The organism is Burkholderia sp. YIM B11467, from assembly GCF_052952715.1.
Genome location: NZ_JBQVSQ010000001.1, coordinates 1,506,551 through 1,526,031 on the forward strand (window position 1 = coordinate 1,506,551; position 19,481 = coordinate 1,526,031).

Here is a 19,481-nt window from a genome sequence, read left to right on the forward strand (position 1 = left end):
AGCGGGCCGTCAGGCCGGTTGCAGCGCGGCGCGCGCCGGGACGTAGCCGAGTTCGGCGGAAATGGCGTGGCTGCACGCCTGCAGGCGTTCGAGATAGTCGGGAATGTCGGCGTGGCTCACGCGCACCTCGGGGCCCGTCACGCTGACCGACGCGACCGTCGCACCCGTCAGGTCGCGCACCGGCACCGCGATCCCCACCGCGCCGGGTGTCACTTCGCCGCTGCTGACCGCATAGCCCTTGCGTGCGACCGCGTCGAGTTCGCCGGCGAGTTTCGGCTGATCGTCGGCCTGCCCGGTCCTGCGCAGTTGCACGAAATACTCGTCGCGCACCGCATCGGGCGCGAACGCGAGCAGCACCTTGCCCGACGCGCCGAAATTGATCGGCCGGCGGTTGCCGACCGAGCCGACGGTGCGCACCGCATGCGTCGTTTCGCAGCGCGCGACGCATACCGATTCGAGCCCTTCGCGCACGCGCAGCACGACGGTTTCGTTGATCGCCTGGTTGAGCGCGAGCATGTGCCGGTGCGCGGCGCGCACCAGCGCGTTCTGCTGCGATGCGGCCACGCCGATCACGAACGCCTGCGGGCCGAGCGCATAGGTGGACGTGCGCGGGTCCTGCACGACGAAGCGGTGCAGTTCGAGCGTGCACAGCATCCGGTAGGTGCGCGACTTGTTGATGCCGAGTTGCGACGCGAGTTCGGTCACGCCGAGGTGCGGATGCTCGGCCACGTAGGTCAGCAGCTTCAGCGCGCTGTCGACGGCGTCGACGATGTAGGTCGTCATGCGGCATCTCCCGGTGCGGCGACACGCGCGCGGACGTAATCGGCGAGCGCGTCGAGATACGCATCGACCGAGCGCTTCAGCGCGACGAAGCCCGCGTGTTTCGCGAACGCGGCTTCGTCCATGTAGAGCGCGCGGTTGAATTCGATCTGGATGCTGTGGCGCTGCCGTGCCGGATCGGCGAGCGCGGTCAGCAGGTCGCCGCCCTGGTACGGGTCGTTGATCTGCACGCGGTAGCCGGCGTCGGCGAACCACTGCGCGGTCCACGCGGTGAAGGCGGGGTCGGCGGTCGTGCCGCGCCGGTCGCTGACGACGACGTCCGGCCGCAACGCGCCCGCGTCGACGTTCATCGCATTGCCGCGTGATTTCATCGAATGGCAGTCGATGTGCCACAGCGCGCGATGCGCGGCATGCAGCGGCTCGGCGATGCCGGCGAGCGCGCGGCGGTACGGCCGGTAGTACGCGTCGATCCGGTGATGCACTTCGGCGAGCGACAGCTTGCGGTCGTACAGCGGCACGCCGGGCAGCGCGTCGCGCCGGATCAGCCCCATCCCGCGCTGCGTGTACGGCTGCGGCGAAAGCGGCTCGGGCCACGGCTCGGCGAGCAGCGTTGCGTCGATGTCGGTTTCCGCGCGGTTCGGATCGATGTACGCACGCGGAAACGTCGCGCCGAGCAGCGTGCCGCCGTGCGCGGGGGCGCCGGCCCACAGTTCGTCGATGTACGCATCCCACGTGGTGCGGATCGCGTCGTCCGGCGCGACGGTGGCGAAGTCGGGCGGATACGCGATGCCGCTGTGCGGCGAATCGACGACGATCGGCAGCGCGGGCGCCGTCGGCGCTGCGACGAAATACGCGGGCGATTCGCCGTCGGTCGCGTTGTTGCAATTAAACGTCAGCATGGGGATCAGGTTCTTTACCTAGTGTCTCGAAGCGTTTTGCTCGTTCGTTTTAATCATTAAAACAGCGTATCAATATTTCACAACGGCAGAAAATTGCGGTCAAGGGCTTTTTTCGACGCGGGCATTACGCGTTGTGATCGGCTCGTAATGCCCGCCGTTATTGGGTTTGTTTCATTCTTCGAAACGCACTGCGAGCAAGGCCGTTTCGACTCCCTCGTGCGATTTTTGGCATGGCTTGACGCTTCAAATCGCCGAATTCGACAATGAATAAGACGATGTTTTATTCAATAAAACACGTTGCGGGCGAAATAAATCGCTCCCCATATTCAATCGACAAAAGGGGTCGGAGATGAAGCGGAAAGAGATGGCGGTCGCGCTGGCAGGCGTTGCAATCGCGGCGGGTGCGACGCACGCGCAGGCGCAGTCGAGCGTGACGCTGTATGGCGTCGTCGATTCGGGGATCACGTACACGAACAACCAGAACGGGCATGCCGCGTGGCAGGCGACCGGCGGCAACGAGCAGGGCACGCGCTGGGGGCTGCTCGGCAAGGAAGAACTCGGCGGCGGCACGCGCGCGGTGTTCCGGCTCGAGAACGGCTTCAACATCGAGAGCGGTGCCGCGAGCCAGGGCGGCCGGATCTTCGGGCGCCGCGCGTACGTCGGGCTGGAAAACGACCGCTGGGGCACGCTGACGATGGGCCGCCAGTACAACGCGGCGCAGGAAGTGCTGGAGCCGCTGCAGATCGGCGCGACCACCGCGCTCACGCAGTACGCGCTGCATCCGTTCGACACCGACGACCTGAACAACACGTTCCGCACCAACAACTCGGTGCAGTACCAGACGCCCACGTGGTACGGGCTGCGCGCGGTCGGCCTGTACGGCTTCTCGAATTCGACGTCGTTCGCGGAAAACCGTGTGTGGAGCCTCGGCGCGAGCTACGAGAACGGGCCGCTGCAACTCGGCGCGGCGTATGTGCGCGTCGATCATCCGGCGCTCGACACCACCGGCGCGGCGGCGTCCGACAACTACTACACGTTCATCAAGGGCGTGACGCGCCAGCAGATCTGGGGCGCGGGCGGCGCGTATGCATGGGGCGCCGCGACGTTCGGGCTGCTGTACACCAGCTCGCTGTTCAACCTGCAGACGGGCGGCGCGCTGCGCTTCAACAACTACGAGGGCAGCGTGCGCTACCTGATGACGCCCGCGCTGCAGTTCGCGCTCGGCGAAACCTACACGCAGGTGCTCGCATCGCAGGGGCCGAAGCCGAGTTCGCACTACCTGCAGACGAGCGTCGGCGCGCAGTATTTCCTGTCGAAGCGCACCGATATCTACGTGAATGCGTTCTACCAGCGCGCGTCGTCGAACACGGTGGCCGCGATCGAAGGGATCTCGAATCCGTCGAGCACGCGTACGCAGATCGTCGCGGTGACGGGCATCCGCCACAAGTTCTGACGCGGCACGCCGCGGGCGCGCGTGCGGCTTACAGCCGGATCAGCGCCGCGCCCGCGACCACCAGCGCGCACGCGGCGAGCCGCTGCGCGCCGGGTCGCTCACGCATCACGAACCAGCCGATCGCGACCGCGAAGATCGAGCTCGTTTCGCGCAGCGCCGACACGGTCGCGACCGGCAGGTGCCGGTACGCGAGGATCACGATCCCGTATGCGGCGAGCGAGATCGTGCCGGCGATCGCGCCTTGCCGCAGTGCCGTGCGCGAGCCGAGCACCGCGCGCGGGCCGCCGCGCATCGCGCAGACGAGCACGAGCTGCGGCACGCTCCACAGCAGGTACACCCACGCGATGTAGCCGAGCGCGCTGCCGGACACGCGCGAGCCGATCCCGTCGCAGATCGAGTACGCGGCGATGAACACGCCCGTGAGCAGCGCATACGGCACGCCTTCCCCCGAGAACCTGAAGCCGCGGCGCAGCGCGAGCGACATGATGCCGAACGACACGAGCGCGATGCCCGCGAAGCCGAACGGCGTCGGCTGCTCGTGCAGTATCGCGAACGCGAGCACCGACACGAGCAGCGGCGAGATTCCGCGCGCGATCGGATAGATCTGCCCGAACTCGCCGTTGCGGTAAGCGCGCGCGAGCGTAAAGCAGTACGCGACCTCGAGCGCGGCCGATGCCGCGATGTACGGCCACGCGGCGGGCGCCGGCGCGGGCAGCAGCGCGGCACCGGCGATGCCGAACGCGAGATACGGCAGCGACATCGTGCCGAGCTGGACGAGCCGGTCTTCGCTGACGTGGAGGAACGCATTCCAGATGGCGTGCAGCAGCGCGGAGCACAGCACGAGGCCGATGAACAGGTGATCCATGAACGAAGGTGTAGGCAGGGCGGGAGAGGCAGGCGGCGTCAATTATGTGGGTATCGGGCGCGTTCGCGCGGAATTGTCGATAATGGAACGTTGTTATTCACCGGATGCCGACGATGACCGATGCCACCCAAGCCCAGCCTGCCGTTCCGCGCCTCACGAGCCTGTCGCACGGGGGCGGCTGCGGCTGCAAGATCGCGCCGGGCGTGCTGTCCGAGCTGCTGAAGCGCGCGACGCCGCCCGCGCTGTTCCCTGATCTGCTGGTCGGTACCGAGACGTCCGACGATGCGGCCGTCTACCGGCTCAACGACGAGCAGGCGATCGTCGCGACGACCGACTTCTTCATGCCGATCGTCGACGATCCGTTCGACTTCGGCCGTATCGCGGCGACCAACGCGCTGTCCGACGTCTATGCGATGGGCGGCAAGCCGATCCTCGCGCTCGCGCTGGTCGGCATGCCGATCAACGTGCTGCCGCACGAGACGATCGCGGCCGTGCTGCGCGGCGGCGAAGCGGTGTGCGCGGACGCCGGCATTCCGGTCGCGGGCGGCCATTCGATCGATTCGGTCGAGCCGATCTACGGGCTCGCCGCGATCGGCGTCGTGCATCCGTCGCGCGTGAAGCGCAACGCGGCCGCGCGCGCGGGCGACGTGCTCGTGCTCGGCAAGCCGCTCGGCGTCGGCGTGCTGTCGGCCGCGCTGAAAAAGAGCCAGCTCGACGCCGCGGGTTACGCGCAGATGATCGCGACGACCACCAAACTGAACCGGCCGGGCACCGCGCTCGCCGCGTTGCCGGGCGTGCACGCGCTGACCGACGTCACGGGCTTCGGGCTGCTCGGCCATACGCTCGAACTGGCGCGCGGCGCGCATCTCACCGCGCGCGTGCACTATGCGTCGCTGCCGTGGCTCGCGGGCGTCGAGGCGTTCGTCGCCGACGGCGTGTTCACCGGCGCGTCGGGTCGCAACTGGGCCGCGTACGGCACCGATGTGCGGCTGGCCGACGGGCTGCCGCCTGTCGCGCAGGCGCTGCTGACCGATCCGCAGACGTCGGGCGGCCTGCTGGTCGCGTGTGCGCCGGAAGCGGTCGACGAAGTCCTCGCGTGCTTCCGCGCCGACGGCTTCGATCGTGCGGCCGTGATCGGCGAGATGGTGGACGGGCCCGCGCGCGTCGACGTCGCCTGACGCGGAATTTCCGCACGGGATTATTTTTGCGGTCGCTAGAATCGATGCGTTCCCTCGAACGCATCGACGACCGATGAACGACTTCCTGTTCGGGCTGATGATCGCGCTGTCGGTCGGGCCCGTCGCACTGATGATCGCGAACTACGGCATGCGCGCCGGCACTGCCACCGGCGTGCGCGCGGCGGCGGGCGTCGCCGCTGCCGACGGTTGTTATGCGGTCGTCGCATTCACGATCGGCGCGATGCTCGCGAGCACGCTCGCGTCGCACCTGTCTTTGTTCCGCGTCGTCGGCGCGCTCGTGTTGCTCGCCATGGGCGCACGGATGCTGTGGCAGGCGCTGCGGGATCGGCGCCGCACGCTCGATGGCGCAGCGCCGCCGCCGGGCAATCGCCCGTTCACGTCGATGTTCTTCGTCACGCTCGCGAACCCGCTGACCATCCTGCTGTTCTATGGCTACGCGACGGCTGCCGCCGGCGCGCATCGGCACTGGCTGCTGGGCGCCGCGTGCGTGTTTGCCGGCAGCCTCACGGGGCAGCTCGTGTTCGCGTTCGGCGGCAGTGCGATCGGGCGCGTCGTGAAGTCGCCGGGGTGGCTCGCGGCGAGTCATGTGGTCGCCGCGCTGGTCGTGCTCGGTTATGGGGTGGCGGGGCTCGCGCGCGTGTAGTGGATCGGCAGTTGGCCGGTGCGGAAGGGTGTGACGATCGGCGGCCTGTCGGCGGGCGTTCGTTCCTGCCAACCGGATAGCATTCCTGATGGTTGTCATGCAGCGCGATGGCGCGATGGTGTGAATCCGCGGCGACTCACCGCGTTACGCAACACGCGCGCCGTCGCACGAAACACCGGCAGCCGTTTCGTAGCCGGGTTCCGCATTGCGCATGCCCGTTCTATACTCCCTCGCGCAGTCTCCGAGAGCCGTTCTCACCCAACATCATCGAAACAAGGAACGCCGATGCTGACTCGCTCCATTCTTTCCGCCGCCGCATTCTCGCTTGCGGCCTGTGCGACCGCGCCGTCGATCGCGCAGGACAACCAGGGCAACAACGCAGGCAACAATGCATTCGCCGAGACCGGTGCACAGGGCCGCCCAGTCAAGGTCATGATCATCACGATGTTCGGTCCGGAGGGCCAGGCCTGGCTCGACCGGCTCGGCCCGTGGCGCGACATCACCGTGCCCGGCCTGTCGCCCGACTATCCGGCCGTTCACTGCAACAAGCAGGACGTGTGCGTCGTGACGACCGGCATGGGCTACGCGAACGCGACCGCGACGATCATGGCGCTCACGTTCTCGCAGCGCTTCGATCTGCGCCGCACGTATTTCCTGGTCTCAGGCATCGCGGGCGTCGACCCCGCGCAAGGCACGGTCGGGTCGGCCGCGTGGTCGAAGTACCTCGTCGATTTCAGTCTGCAGTGGGAACTCGATGCACGCGAGATTCCGGCCGGCTGGAATACGGGCTATCTCGGCATCAACACGAAGAGCCCGAACGACAAGCCGCCGCTTGACTACCGCACCGAAGTGTTCCAGCTCAACCCGCAACTGACCGACGCCGCGTACGCGCTGTCGCGCAACGTCGTGCTCGCCGACAGCGCGCAGGCGCAGGCCGCGCGCGCGAAGTTCACGTATGCGCCGGCGAACCGGCCGCCGACGGTGATCCAGTGCGACACGTCGTCGGGCAACACGTGGTTCTCCGGCACGTTGATCGGCGAGCGCGCGCGCCAGTGGACCAAGATCCTGACCGACGGCAAGGGCACCTACTGCATGACCGCGCAGGAAGATAACGCGACGTATGAGGCGCTCAAGCGCGCGGCGAGCGTGAAGCGGGTCGACCTGTCGCGCGTCGCGGTGCTGCGCACCGGGTCCGATTTCGACCGGCCGTATGCGGGGCAGACGAGCGCCGACAACCTGCTGAACTACGCGGACCAGGGCGGCTTCGCCCCGGCGACCGAAAACCTGTACCGGGCGGGCAATCCGCTGGTGCAGGACATCGTGACGCACTGGGGCGAATGGCGCGACGGCGTGCCGCGCAGGTGAGTGAGTCTAGCGACGCGTTGGAGTCACTCGATCATTCACGCGTAGCCGAGCTCCGGGCGAGTCAATATCGCCTGGAGCAACCGGATTGGGGCTCGCGGGGCCGACTGCAGAGGATCACGGCCCGGGTTGCGCGAGCATGAGTTCGATGCGCGTGTATTCGGGCCCCAATAGTTGCATGGTCGCAGTCTCACCGTGCTCGTCCGTCATGCCGATATATTGCGTTGCACTGGTGCTGATCCGGTAGCAGGTGTGCATCAACGGCTTGTGGTCTTGATTTCGTAAAAGCAAGGTCTGATTGCGTGTGCGTGCGGTCCAGCGTTCCGTTGTCACAAAACGCGCCGATGTGGGCTCCCGGCTGTCGCCGCACGAAAAGCGGATCGAGTCGGGCCGGGGCCCTGGTGTCTCGGGCGTCAGGGCATAACTGGCGACACCGGGCGTACCCGCCGAATTGCAGAGACTCTGACACCCTGCAGGCGGGCATTTCGGAGCGAACTGGACCCACAGCTGCTTTCTGTCATCGGGATCGAGCTTGCCGTTCCTGCGCGACACGATTCGCTCGTCGACGTAGATGTCGTCGGGCGACATCCCGAGTTGCACGAGAAACGATTTCATCTGCGCACCGCGTTGCTGCGCGAGTTGATTAGGTCGGTTTTCCCAATCGTAAGCCGTCGCGTCGATCGAGGCCGCCGCCCCTTCGCGCGTCCATTCCCTGGCGGTCAGGTAGTGTCTGACGACGGCGAGTCGGTCGCTGTTGGCGATCTCGGTCGAATTCAGCGGCAGTTCCATGCTGTCGGTCAGCAGGATCTTGCACGCATTGGCCTGTATCGGGAGCGACAGGAGGGCGCCGAGTATGACAGGGAGGGCATGTCGCATGGGTTGCTCCGATTCAACGCGCCAGAATGAACCAGGCGATGTTGTCTGCATTGCCGATCGCGATGCCCGGGTAGCGTTTCGCGAACTGGGCGCAGGCCCAGCGACCGTATGCCGCTGGATGGTCGCCCGCGTCGAAAGTGTCAGCAAAATGGGCGCACTCGTGAACGATGGTCAGCTGCTGCGAGGAAAGGTTTCCGGCTGATCGCTCGGGTAGCGAGCAAAACGGGAGATTGATCGCGATAGTATGAGTCGCGGTGTCGGGGCGACAGACATGTGCGACCATGGCGTCGAGATGTTTCGTGTTTGGCAGACATCCTGTTGCGCGGTCGGCATCGGAACCGATGCGGACGAAGTTTCTTGGGCCGAGATTAGCCATCACCCTGGCCAGGGCATCGAGCCCCGAAGTTAGTCTGCGTCTTGTATCGATATTTGCCGAGCCGAACCACTCGATGACTCGCGCTTCCGTGGCCGGATTCCATCGCGTCAGTTCCATGCGCCGTCGCAGTGTGATCTCGACTGCTTCGTCCCGCAATTCAAGTATCCGTTTCCTGAACGCCGAATCCGTCATGTTCGGACAGATTGGCGGTCCGTCGAGCGATACACTGGGCTGTGACGACGTTGTCATGGGCGCTCTCCATATGGATATCATTTGGAGTGCTGATGCTAAGTGCCCGAACTAGATCGATGATCCACAAAATTGCGGCTAACCGAACGAATGAGTATTGGTAAGTGTGAATGGCAGGCAGGAAAGGCTGCGGTTTCTTGCGGCGAACAGGTGTTCTTTCGCTGGCCCGGCCGACGTGATGATCTGGATTGAGACCGCTTGGACTTGGGATATGCGGCCGATAGACCACGAGTATGGCGGTAAGCGCGCCCCGGCAGACTAATCAGCCCGTGTCAATCGATGTGTCGGGCATTGACGCGACTTGGTCGTTGGATCGACCTTAGGTAATGTCACCAATCGTGTCGCAATAGCGGTCGCTGTAACTGCGGCACAAATGCGCCGCAGTGGCCGGCGCGCCGTACCCCGGCGACCGAAAACCTGTACCGCGCGGGCAATCCGCTCGTGCAGGACATCGTGACGCACTGGGGCGAGTGGCGCGACGGCGTGCCGCGCAGGTAATGGCCGGACGGATGACTCAGCCGGCGCTCAATGCGAGTGCGGGGCCGAACGGAACGGCGTCCACACGGGTGTGGTGTCGTCCCAGTGATCGAGCGACGAAGGAAGTGGGTCGTTCATCATGTGCTCCTGCAACTAACTGACTCAACGAGTCGTCGATGGGTGTGTCGCGACGCCGCGCACGGGCAATCCGCTGCGCGGCGTTGCGCGTTTACCGGCCTCCGCCGGCGAGCTGGTTGCTTTCCTGCATCGGGCGATACGGGCCTTGTGCGAACTCGAGCCCTTGCGGATACGAATTCGCCTTGCGCAGGTACGCGAGCGTGCCGTCGCGGCGAGCCTGTTCGACTTCCGCGCTGACCTCGGCGCGGGTGCGCGGGCCGTAGTGCTGCGAGTACCACGACGTGTTGCCGTAGTCGCCGGCATGCGGGGTGCCCGAATCGGCGAAGGCCGGTGCGGATACGGCGAGTGCGAGGGCCAGGGCGGAGAGAAGGTGGCGGCGGTTCATGACGTAACTCCTGTCTGTCGGAGTTGGCGCCTTGGCGCTTACTCCGGTCCCATTCAGCGGGATCTGTTCGATGCGCAACGAGGTGCGCGACAGGGTTTACTCTAGGTATCTGTTCCGTCGCGATAAATGCGGCAGACGCGAATTGAATTGTCGTGTCAGTGGAACAATCGTCATCCGTATGGCCGGCAGGGTTATGCGGAAGGCGCCGGCAGCCCCGTGGCGCGGGCCTCACGCGGGTGCGACGACCACGCGCAACGTCACGCAACGGCGCACGCGGGCGATTGCCGCGTTCGGCACAAAGGTTTGCTGCGGATTCGGGAAGGATCGGGTGCGCCGCGCAGGCACGCGGCACGAAGGCGGGACAACGCGCGGGCTGCGCAGCCCGCGCGTGTTGGTTCAGACGATTACGCGACCCACTCGTTGATGACCGGCGTGTCGAGCGCCGGCGCGCGTTCGGCTTCCTCGAACGTGCGCTTGCTGCACGTCGCGTCGAGGCTGCCCTTGCCGCTCAGCAGCGGGCAGCGGTCGAACACTTCGGCGACCCAGTCGACGAACACGCGCACTTTCGGCGACAGATGGCGGCTGTGCGGATACACGACCGAGATCGGCATCGGCAGCGGCTTGACGCCGGGCAGGACTTCCTTGAGCCGGCCTTCGCGCAAGTGCGGCAGCACCATGAAAAGCGGCGGCTGGATCAGCCCGAAGCCTTCGACCCCGCAGGTCACGTACGCATCCGCGTCGTTCACCGACACGATGCTGTCCATCTTGACCTCGATTTCCTTGCCTTCGCTCAGGAAGGTCCAGTCGATCGTGCGGCCGGTGCGGCTCGAGAAATAGTTGACGGCCTTGTGCTGGCTCAGGTCGTCGATCGTCTGCGGCTCGCCGAAGCGCTCGAGGTAGTCGGGCGCGGCGACCGTCACGCCTTCGAACAGGCCGACCCGGCGCGCGACGAGCGACGAGTCCTGCAGCGCGCCGACGCGGATCACGCAATCGACGCCTTCCTGCAGCAGGTCGACCGGCCGATCGGACAGGCCGAGCTGCAGGTCGATGTCGGGGTAGCGCGTATGAAATTCGCACAGCGACGGAATCACGAGCAGCCGTCCGATCGAGCCGGGCATGTCGATACGCAACTTTCCGTGCGGCTTCCGGTTGTTCGCCTGGAAGCTCGCTTCGGTTTCCTCGACGTCCGCGAGGATCCGCACGCATCTTTCGTAGTACGCGGCGCCGTCCGGCGTGAGCGACAGCCGGCGCGTGGTCCGGTGCATCAGCCGCACGCCGAGGAATGCTTCGAGATTCTGGATGATCGTCGTGACGGACGCCCGCGGCAAGCTGAGCGTTTCTGCTGCCTTGGTGAAGCTGCTTGTATCGACGACGCGAGTAAACACCTGCATGGCCTGAAGCCGGTCCATCACAACCTCCGCAATCTAATTTGCCGCCGGAACAAGAAGGCTGCGCTACCTCGTGGGTGAACGCAGCCTCGGATTGTTCGGGGTCGTTGAATTGTGTTGCCGGATTATAGGCATTTATCCCAATGTCTGCCGGACCCAGAATTCGTTCCATCTCGAAATGGATGCTGCATCGTCATGGACGCTTCTGAATTCAGCAAATTCCTGAAAGCCGCGTTGCCCGTGCAAGCCATGGCTGGCGCGGCGTTGACCGTGGCCGAAGTGGAAATTCCCGGCTACGCGCAGGACATCGTGCTGCGCCTCTACCGCCGCCCGGACAAGACCGGATTGCCGGTAGTGCTTTACTTCCACGGCGGCGGCTTCGTGCGCGGTTCGCTCGAAGACGCCGATTTCGCCGCGCGCTTTTTAGCAGAACGCTTACCAGCTCTCGTAGTGTCGGTCGACTATTCGCTCGCGCCGGCCTTTCCTTTTCCGGCCGCGCCGGAGGATGCGTATCGCGCCGCCGTGTGGGCCGCGACGCGTGCCCGTGCGTTCGGCGGCAATCCGAAGAAGATTGGCGTCGCGGGCCACGACGCGGGCGGCCAGCTCGCGAACTGCCTCGCGTTCATCGCACGCGACCGCGGCGAAGTGTCGATCGCCGCGCAGGCGCTGTTCGGGCCGATGCTCGACCCGAGCATGACGCGCATCGGCGACGCCGATCGTCTTGCCTCCGACATCACCGCGCGCGAATGCGCGGCCTGTTATCGCGCGTATCTGCCGCAGGCGGCGCAACGCATGCACCCGTACGCGGCGCCGCTCGAATCGGTGCGCCTCGCGGGGCTGCCGCCGACGCTCGTCGTCACCGCGCAGAACGACGTATTGCACGTCGAAGCGGAGAAATATGCGGGCTGCCTGATCTCGTCGGGCGTGCTCACGCAGGTGATCCGCTACCCGGACATCACGCACGCCGCGCTCGCGACGCACGAAGCCGCCTTCGAGGAAGCCGTGCGCTTCTTCCAGTGCCGCTTCCAGGCGCGCCAGCCGAACCGTTCCGAATAACCAAACCAATCCACGCTTACTGGAGATCCACATGGCCATCCTACGCACCTCCCGCTCCCGAATCGCGACCGCCGCGATCGTGACGCTCGCCGTCGTCGGCCTCGGAACGTTCGGCGCGATGCGCGTGAACGCGAACGCGCCCGAAAAAGCGGCGGCGCCGCTGCCCGAAGTCGACGTCGCGACCATCGTGCCGCAGACCGTGACCGACTGGCAGAGTTATTCGGGCCGCCTCGAAGCGATCGAGAAAGTCGACGTCCGCCCGCAGGTGTCGGGCACGATCGTCGCGGTGAATTTCAAGGACGGCGCGCTCGTGAAGAAGGGCGACGTGCTGTTCGTGATCGACCCGCGCCCGTACCAGGCCGAAGTCGACCGCGCGGCTGCGCAGCTCGCGGCGGCCCAGGCGCGCAACGGCTACGCGCAGACCGACTGGCAGCGCGCGCAGCGGCTGATCGGCGACAACGCGATCGCGAAGCGCGATTACGACGAGAAGCAGAACGCGGCCCGCGAGGCGGCGGCGAACGTGAAGGCGGGCGATGCCGCGCTGGAAACGGCGCGGATCAACCTCGGCTATACGCGGATCACCGCGCCGGTGTCGGGCCGTGTGTCGCGCGCGGAGATCACGGTCGGCAACGTCGTGTCGGCCGGCGCGTCGGCCGCGCCGCTGACGACGCTGGTGTCGGTGTCGCCGATCTACGCGTCGTTCGACGCGGACGAGCAGACCTACCTGCAATACATCAACGGCGCGCGTGACGGCCGCAAGGTCCCGGTCGAACTCGGCCTCGCGAACGAAACCGGCTACTCGCGCAGTGGCGTGATCGATTCGGTCGACAACCGGCTCGACACGTCGTCCGGCACGATCCGCGTGCGTGCGCGCTTCGACAACGCGGACGGCGCGCTCGTCCCGGGCCTCTACGCCCGCGTGAAGGTGGGCGGCAGCGCGCCGCACCAGGCACTGCTCGTGGACGACGCGGCGATCAACACCGACCAGGACAAGAAGTTCGTGTTCGTCGTCGACCAGCAGGGTCGCGTGTCGTACCGCGAAGTGCAGCAGGGGATGCAGCACGGCAACCGGCGCGTGATCGTGAGCGGGCTTTCCGCCGGCGATCGCGTCGTCGTGAACGGCACGCAGCGCGTGCGCCCCGGCGAACAGGTGAAGCCGCACATGGTCCCGATGACGGGAGGCGATGCGCCGTCCGCGCCGCTGGCGGACAACGCGAAGCCGGCCGCACCGGCGAAGGCGGATTCGTAAGCGGCCCGCCGCTTCGATTCCGCGTTCAACCAGACAGAGCCACACATGAACATTTCAAAATTCTTTATCGACCGGCCGATCTTTGCAGGAGTCCTATCGGTGATCATCCTGCTGGGCGGGGTGATCGCGATGTTCCTGCTGCCGATTTCGGAGTATCCGGAAGTCGTGCCGCCGTCCGTGATCGTGAAGGCGCAGTACCCGGGCGCGAACCCGAAAGTGATCGCCGAGACGGTCGCGTCGCCGCTTGAAGAGCAGATCAACGGCGTCGAGGACATGCTCTACATGCAGTCGCAGGCAAACAGCGACGGCAACATGACGATCACCGTCACGTTCAAGCTCGGCACCGATCCGGACAAGGCCACGCAGCTCGTGCAGAACCGTGTGAACCAGGCGCTGCCGCGTTTGCCGGAAGACGTGCAGCGGCTCGGCATCACCACGGTGAAGAGCTCGCCGACGCTGACGATGGTGGTCCACCTGATCTCGCCGGACAACCGGTACGACATGACCTATCTGCGCAACTACGCGCTGATCAACGTGAAGGATCGCCTGTCGCGGATCCAGGGCGTCGGCCAGGTGCAGCTGTGGGGTTCGGGCGACTACGCGATGCGCGTGTGGCTCGATCCGCAGAAGGTCGCGCAGCGCGGGCTGTCGGCCGAGGACGTCGTGCAGGCCATTCGCGAGCAGAACGTGCAGGTCGCGGCCGGCGTGATCGGCGCGTCGCCGTCGCTGCCCGGCACGCCGTTGCAGTTGTCGGTGAACGCGCGCGGCCGGTTGCAGACGGAAGACGAGTTCGGCGACATCGTCGTGAAGACGACGCCGGACGGCGGCGTCACGCGCCTGCGCGACATCGCGCGGATCCAGCTCGACGCGTCCGAATACGGGCTGCGCTCGCTGCTCGACAACAAGCCGGCTGTCGCGATGGCGATCAACCAGTCGCCGGGCGCGAACTCGCTGCAGATCTCGGACGAAGTGCGCAAGACGATGGCCGAGCTGAAGCAGGACATGCCGGCGGGCATCGACTACAAGATCGTCTATGACCCGACGCAGTTCGTGCGTTCGTCGATCAAGGCCGTCGTGCACACGCTGCTCGAAGCGATCGCGCTGGTCGTGATCGTCGTGATCGTGTTCCTGCAGACCTGGCGCGCATCGCTGATTCCGCTGATCGCGGTGCCGGTGTCGATCATCGGCACGTTCTCGCTGCTGCTCGCGTTCGGGTATTCGATCAACGCGTTGTCATTGTTCGGGATGGTGCTGGCGATCGGGATCGTGGTCGACGATGCGATCGTCGTCGTCGAGAACGTCGAGCGCAACATCGAAAGCGGGATGAACGCGCGGCAGGCGACCTACAAGGCGATGCAGGAAGTGAGCGGGCCGATCATCGCGATCGCGCTGACGCTCGTCGCCGTGTTCGTGCCGCTCGCGTTCATGTCGGGCCTGACCGGCCAGTTCTACAAGCAGTTCGCGATGACCATCGCGATTTCGACGGTGATCTCGGCGTTCAACTCGCTGACGCTGTCGCCGGCGCTGTCCGCGATCCTGCTGAAGGGGCACGGCGAGAAGGAAGACTGGCTCACGCGCGTGATGAACCGCGTGCTCGGCGGCTTCTTCCGTGGCTTCAACAAGGTGTTCCATCGCGGCGCGGAGAACTATGGCCGCGGCGTGCGCGGCGTGCTGTCGCGCAAGACTGTGATGCTGGGCGTGTACCTCGTGCTGGTCGGCGCGACCGTGCTGGTGTCGAAGGTCGTGCCGGGCGGCTTCGTGCCCGCGCAGGACAAGGAATACCTGATCGCGTTCGCGCAGCTGCCGAACGGCGCGTCGCTCGACCGCACCGAGAAGGTGATCCGCGACATGGGTTCGATTGCGTTGAAGCAGCCGGGCGTCGAGAGCGCGGTCGCGTTCCCGGGGCTGTCGGTGAACGGCTTCACCAACAGCTCGAGCGCGGGCATCGTGTTCGTCACGCTGAAGCCGTTCTCGGAACGGCACGGCAAGGCGCTGTCGGCCGGCGCGATCGCGGGTGCGCTGAACCAGCAGTACAGCGCGATGAAGGATTCGTTCGTCGCGGTGTTCCCGCCGCCGCCGGTGCTCGGCCTCGGCACGCTCGGCGGCTTCAAGATGCAGATCGAGGATCGCGGCGCGGTCGGTTATGCGCGGCTCGCGGATGCGACCAACGACTTCATCAAGCGTGCGCAGCAGGCGCCGGAACTGGGCCCGTTGTTCACGAGCTACCAGATCAACGTGCCGCAGCTCAACGTCGATCTCGATCGCGTGAAGGCGAAGCAGCTTGGTGTGCCCGTCACCGACGTGTTCAACACGATGCAGGTGTATCTCGGCTCGCTGTACGTGAACGACTTCAACCGTTTCGGGCGCGTGTACCAGGTGCGTGTGCAGGCCGATGCACCGTTCCGCCAGCGTGCGGACGACATCCTGCAGCTCAAGACGCGCAACGACAAGGGCGAGATGGTGCCGCTGTCGTCGCTCGTCACGGTGACGCCGACGTTCGGTCCTGAAATGGTCGTGCGCTACAACGGCTACACGGCGGCCGACATCAACGGCGGCCCGGCGCCGGGCTTCTCGTCGGGTCAGGCGCAGGCCGCGATCGAGCGCATCGCGCACGAGACGCTGCCGCGCGGCGTGCGGTTCGAGTGGACCGACCTCACGTACCAGCAGATCCTCGCGGGCAACGCGGCGATCGTCGTGTTCCCGATCAGCGTGCTGCTCGTGTTCCTGGTGCTCGCCGCGTTGTATGAAAGCCTGACGCTGCCGCTCGCGGTGATCCTGATCGTGCCGATGAGCATTCTGTCGGCGTTGACGGGCGTGTGGCTCACGCAGGGCGACAACAACATCTTCACGCAGATCGGCTTGATGGTGCTGGTGGGGCTGTCGGCGAAGAACGCGATCCTGATCGTCGAATTCGCGCGTGAACTGGAGCACGACGGCAGGACGCCGCTCCAGGCCGCGATCGAGGCGAGCCGGATGCGGCTGCGCCCGATCCTGATGACGTCGATCGCATTCATCATGGGTGTCGTGCCGCTCGTCACGTCGACGGGGGCGGGTTCGGAGATGCGCCATGCGATGGGTGTCGCGGTGTTCTTCGGGATGCTCGGCGTGACGCTGTTCGGGCTGATGCTGACGCCGGTGTTCTACGTCGTGCTGCGTACGCTCGCGGGCGGCAAGATCCACGTCGCCGGCAAGGACTCGGCGGGTTATGGCGTGACGCCTCCGGGCGTACCGGCACCGGATGCTTGAGGATAGAAAGATGAACAACATGCACAACTCGAATGGCCTGATGCGCTTCGCGAAGGTGGCGGCCGCGAGCACCCTGCTCGCGACGCTGCTCGCCGCGTGCGCGGTGGGCCCCGACTACAAGCGCCCGGATGCGTCGACGCCCGCCGCGTACAAGGAAGCGCCGACGCTCGCGCAGGGCGAACAGGCCGGCACGTGGAAGACGGCCGAGCCGTCGGACGGCGCGCATCGCGGCGAATGGTGGACGGTGTTCGGCGACCCGGTGCTCGATTCGCTCGAGACACAGGCGCTCGCGGCGAACCAGAACCTGAAGGCCGCGGCCGCGCGGGTCGAGGAAGCGCGCGCGGCGACGCGTTCGGCGCGTTCGCAATGGTTCCCGCAGATCGGCGCCGGTTTCGGGCCGACGCGTGAAGGGCTGTCGGCGGCGTCGCAGTTCCAGCCGCAGGGCACCGGCCCGACCAACGCGACGCTGTGGCGCGCGCAGGGCACGGTGTCCTACGAGGCCGACCTGTTCGGCCGCGTCGGCCGCAACGTCGAGGCGTCGCGTGCCGACCAGGCACAGAGCGAAGCGCTGTTCCGCTCGGTGCAGCTCGCGCTGCAGGCGGACGTCGCGCAGAACTACTTCGAACTGCGCCAGCTCGACTCGGACCAGGACCTGTACCGCCGCACGGTGGAACTGCGCGATCAGGCGCTCAAGCTCGTGCAGCGCCGCTTCAACGAAGGCGACATCAGCGAGCTCGACGTGTCGCGGGCGAAGAACGAGCTGGCCACCGCGCAGGCCGATGCGGTCGGCGTCGCGCGCCGGCGCGCGGCCTCCGAGCATGCGCTCGCGATTCTGCTCGGCAAGGCGCCCGCGGACTTCGCGTTCAAGGAAACGCCGATCGTGCCGGTCGGCGTGAAGATTCCGCCGGGCCTGCCGTCCGCGCTGCTCGAACGCCGTCCGGACGTGTCGGCGGCCGAGCGCGCGATGGCGGCCGCGAACGCGCGGATCGGCCTTGCGAAGTCGGCGTATTTCCCGAAGCTCGATATCACGGGGGCGTTCGGGTATGAAGCGTCGACGCTCGGCAGCCTGTTCATGTGGTCGAGCCGCACGTTCCTGCTCGGACCGTTCGCCGGCACCGCGCTGACGCTGCCGCTGTTCGACGGCGGGCGCCGTGCGGCCGGTGTGCAGCAGGCGCGCGCGCAGTACGACGAGCAGGTCGCGAACTACCGGCAGCAGGTGCTCGTCGCGTTCCGCGAGGTCGAGGACAATCTCGCCGATCTGCGCCTGCTCGACGACCAGATCCACGCGCAGGATGCGGCCGTCAATGCATCGCGCCGCGCGGCGACGCTGTCGCGTACGCAGTATCAGGAAGGCGAGATCGCGTATCTCGACGTGATCGACAGCGAACGGTCGGTGCTGGTGTCGCAGTTGCAGGCGAACCAGCTGACCGGCGCGCAGGCCGTGTCGACCGTCAACCTGATCCGCGCGTTGGGCGGTGGATGGGGTGCGGCGCCGACGGCGGTCGGCGACGCGGCGATGGGCAAGCAGGAAGTCGCGGTGCGTTGACGCACCGGCTCGCGACGGGCCGCCGTAACAGGCGGCGAGTCGAGAAACCCCGATCCGTGACGATGCGGATCGGGGTTTTTTATTGGCCGTCCGTTATGCGGACTGCTCCGGTTTCACGTCCGTGCGTTCCGCGATTACGACCGCGTAGCGCTCGACGGCATCGGCAATCCGCTTTGCCAGCACGGGGTCGCGCACCGCGCGGGCGAGCGTGACGCCGCCCGAAAGCAGCGCGAGGAATGCGATCGCGCGATCGTCGTCGGGCGGGTCGCCCAGACCGGACGACACTTCGTCGACGATCTGCCGCAATGCCTGTTCGTACGCGTCGCGCGTGTCGTCGTCGGCGCGCATCACTTCCGGCGACAGGCTCGGCAGCGCGCAGCTCTCGCCGAGTTCGCAGGTGCGCCGCGGCCCGAGGTAGAACGCCGCGAACGGGCGCCGCCAGCGCGCGCCATGCTCGGCCTTGAACGTCGCGACGCCCTGGCGGAGCTGCTCCAGACCGTCGAGGACGACGTTGCGGAACGCTTCGCCCTTCGATTTGAAATGCCCGTAGAACGCGCCATTGGTGACGCCCGCCGCCTTCGTCAACGGACCGATGCCCGAACCGCCATATCCCTCCTGACGGAACAGGCGGCTCGCCGCCTCGAGGATGCGTGTGCGGGTTTCGTGCTTGTGCTCGACGGAATAACGCATGACTGGCTCGCTTCAGAGTGATCGCTCTTTATCTTGAATAGAGAGCGATCAGTGTCTAATGTATAGAGAGTGACTGATATTTATATCACGTCACGATTCCGATGACCTGACCAGGAGGAAGTGCGATGCCGATCACGCTGACAGTATCCGAAGGGGTTTTCACGCCGGACGACGAGGGGCCGGTGTTTGCCGAGCTGACCGATGCGCTGCTGGATGTCGAAGGATTGACCGGGAATGCGTTCCTGGCGCCGAACGTGGTGGGCACGCTCAACGTGCTGCCGCGGCACCGGACCTTCGTGCATGGACGCGCGGAGCCCGCGGCATTCGTCGAACTGAAGCTGCCCGCCGTCGCGCTCGCGGCGCCCGACAAGCAGCAGCAATACGTCGAACGGGCGACCGCGATCGTGCTGCGCCACGCGGGCGGGCGGCTGACGCCCGCGCAAGTCTGGGTGAATGTCGTCCATGCCGTCGATGGCGGATGGGGGATTGCCGGACGGCGCTACGACAACGCGTCGCTCGTCGATTCGATCCAGAGCGCGGCGGCGGCGGCACAGTAACTGCAACTAACGGTCTAGCCGTCAGGCGTTGACCGGCGGTGGGGGGG

General features: G+C 66.3%; 17 protein-coding genes. 9 read left to right on the top strand and 8 right to left on the bottom strand.

Annotated features, from left to right (window positions below; all coding sequences use genetic code 11):
* Positions 1-9: 9 nt before the first annotated feature.
* Positions 10-783, bottom strand: a complete 774-nt coding sequence (locus tag ACTRWB_RS06875) for an IclR family transcriptional regulator (protein WP_129515867.1) — start codon at positions 781-783, stop codon at positions 10-12.
* Positions 780-1,679, bottom strand: coding sequence for an N-formylglutamate amidohydrolase (locus tag ACTRWB_RS06880; RefSeq protein ID WP_446901351.1), 900 nt, complete (start codon positions 1,677-1,679; stop codon positions 780-782). Before ACTRWB_RS06880 ends, ACTRWB_RS06875 begins: the two co-directional genes overlap by 4 nt.
* Positions 1,680-2,028: 349 nt before the next feature.
* On the opposite strand from ACTRWB_RS06880, the gene ACTRWB_RS06885 reads away from it, so the two are divergent.
* Positions 2,029-3,132 carry a porin gene (locus ACTRWB_RS06885; RefSeq protein ID WP_048245893.1) on the top strand — a complete coding sequence of 368 codons (1,104 nt, stop codon included), beginning with the start codon at positions 2,029-2,031 and terminating at the stop codon, positions 3,130-3,132.
* Between the two features lie 28 nt (positions 3,133-3,160).
* Here the strand turns inward: ACTRWB_RS06885 and ACTRWB_RS06890 are convergent, their stop codons facing one another.
* The gene (locus ACTRWB_RS06890) at positions 3,161-3,997 is read right to left on the bottom strand and encodes an EamA family transporter (protein WP_446901352.1); all 837 of its coding nucleotides are present in this window, start codon (positions 3,995-3,997) and stop codon (positions 3,161-3,163) included.
* Between the two features lie 113 nt (positions 3,998-4,110).
* On the opposite strand from ACTRWB_RS06890, the gene selD reads away from it, so the two are divergent.
* The 3 genes from selD to ACTRWB_RS06905 all read left to right on the top strand — a co-directional run bounded on the left by selD (position 4,111) and on the right by ACTRWB_RS06905 (position 7,204).
* A complete protein-coding gene (gene selD / locus ACTRWB_RS06895; protein WP_129515863.1) occupies positions 4,111-5,175 on the top strand; it encodes a selenide, water dikinase SelD in 1,065 nt (354 codons plus the stop codon).
* A gap of 73 nt (positions 5,176-5,248) precedes the next feature.
* On the top strand, positions 5,249-5,839 hold the full coding sequence (locus ACTRWB_RS06900) for a LysE family translocator (protein ID WP_446901353.1): 591 nt from the start codon (positions 5,249-5,251) through the stop codon (positions 5,837-5,839).
* 285 nt (positions 5,840-6,124) lie between these two features.
* The gene (locus ACTRWB_RS06905; RefSeq protein ID WP_048245889.1) at positions 6,125-7,204 is read left to right on the top strand and encodes a purine-nucleoside phosphorylase; all 1,080 of its coding nucleotides are present in this window, start codon (positions 6,125-6,127) and stop codon (positions 7,202-7,204) included.
* A 114-nt stretch (positions 7,205-7,318) separates the two neighbouring features.
* On the opposite strand, the gene ACTRWB_RS06910 is transcribed toward ACTRWB_RS06905, so the two are convergent.
* The 4 genes from ACTRWB_RS06910 to ceoR all read right to left on the bottom strand — a co-directional run bounded on the left by ACTRWB_RS06910 (position 7,319) and on the right by ceoR (position 11,111).
* On the bottom strand, positions 7,319-8,077 hold the full coding sequence (locus tag ACTRWB_RS06910; protein WP_446901354.1) for a hypothetical protein: 759 nt from the start codon (positions 8,075-8,077) through the stop codon (positions 7,319-7,321).
* 13 nt (positions 8,078-8,090) lie between these two features.
* Positions 8,091-8,702, bottom strand: coding sequence for a M35 family metallo-endopeptidase (locus ACTRWB_RS06915; RefSeq protein WP_446901355.1), 612 nt, complete (start codon positions 8,700-8,702; stop codon positions 8,091-8,093).
* A gap of 706 nt (positions 8,703-9,408) precedes the next feature.
* Positions 9,409-9,702: a DUF4148 domain-containing protein gene (locus ACTRWB_RS06920; protein ID WP_446901356.1), complete on the bottom strand. Its 294-nt coding sequence runs from the start codon at positions 9,700-9,702 to the stop codon at positions 9,409-9,411.
* Positions 9,703-10,106: 404 nt separating this feature from the next.
* The gene (gene ceoR / locus ACTRWB_RS06925) at positions 10,107-11,111 is read right to left on the bottom strand and encodes a putative multidrug efflux transcriptional regulator CeoR (protein WP_048245886.1); all 1,005 of its coding nucleotides are present in this window, start codon (positions 11,109-11,111) and stop codon (positions 10,107-10,109) included.
* Positions 11,112-11,285: 174 nt separating this feature from the next.
* On the opposite strand from ceoR, the gene ACTRWB_RS06930 reads away from it, so the two are divergent.
* From ACTRWB_RS06930 to opcM, 4 genes are read left to right on the top strand one after another with little or no spacing between them, the layout of a single operon-like run.
* On the top strand, positions 11,286-12,146 hold the full coding sequence (locus ACTRWB_RS06930) for an alpha/beta hydrolase (protein WP_048245885.1): 861 nt from the start codon (positions 11,286-11,288) through the stop codon (positions 12,144-12,146).
* Between the two features lie 31 nt (positions 12,147-12,177).
* Positions 12,178-13,395 (top strand): multidrug efflux RND transporter periplasmic adaptor subunit CeoA, encoded by a 1,218-nt coding sequence (gene ceoA, locus ACTRWB_RS06935; protein WP_048245883.1) that lies wholly within the window; start codon positions 12,178-12,180, stop codon positions 13,393-13,395.
* 45 nt (positions 13,396-13,440) lie between these two features.
* Entirely contained in the window at positions 13,441-16,641 is a 3,201-nt protein-coding gene (gene ceoB, locus ACTRWB_RS06940) for a multidrug efflux RND transporter permease subunit CeoB (protein WP_129515857.1), read from the top strand.
* A 10-nt stretch (positions 16,642-16,651) separates the two neighbouring features.
* The gene (gene opcM / locus ACTRWB_RS06945; protein WP_446901357.1) at positions 16,652-18,187 is read left to right on the top strand and encodes a multidrug efflux transporter outer membrane subunit OpcM; all 1,536 of its coding nucleotides are present in this window, start codon (positions 16,652-16,654) and stop codon (positions 18,185-18,187) included.
* A 93-nt stretch (positions 18,188-18,280) separates the two neighbouring features.
* Here opcM and ACTRWB_RS06950 read toward each other — a convergent pair whose 3' ends face one another.
* Entirely contained in the window at positions 18,281-18,877 is a 597-nt protein-coding gene (locus ACTRWB_RS06950; RefSeq protein WP_446901358.1) for a TetR/AcrR family transcriptional regulator, read from the bottom strand.
* Positions 18,878-19,002: 125 nt separating this feature from the next.
* Here ACTRWB_RS06950 and ACTRWB_RS06955 point away from each other — a divergent pair, with 125 nt between their 5' ends.
* The gene (locus ACTRWB_RS06955) at positions 19,003-19,434 is read left to right on the top strand and encodes a Tautomerase enzyme (protein WP_446901359.1); all 432 of its coding nucleotides are present in this window, start codon (positions 19,003-19,005) and stop codon (positions 19,432-19,434) included.
* Positions 19,435-19,481 lie beyond the last annotated feature (47 nt).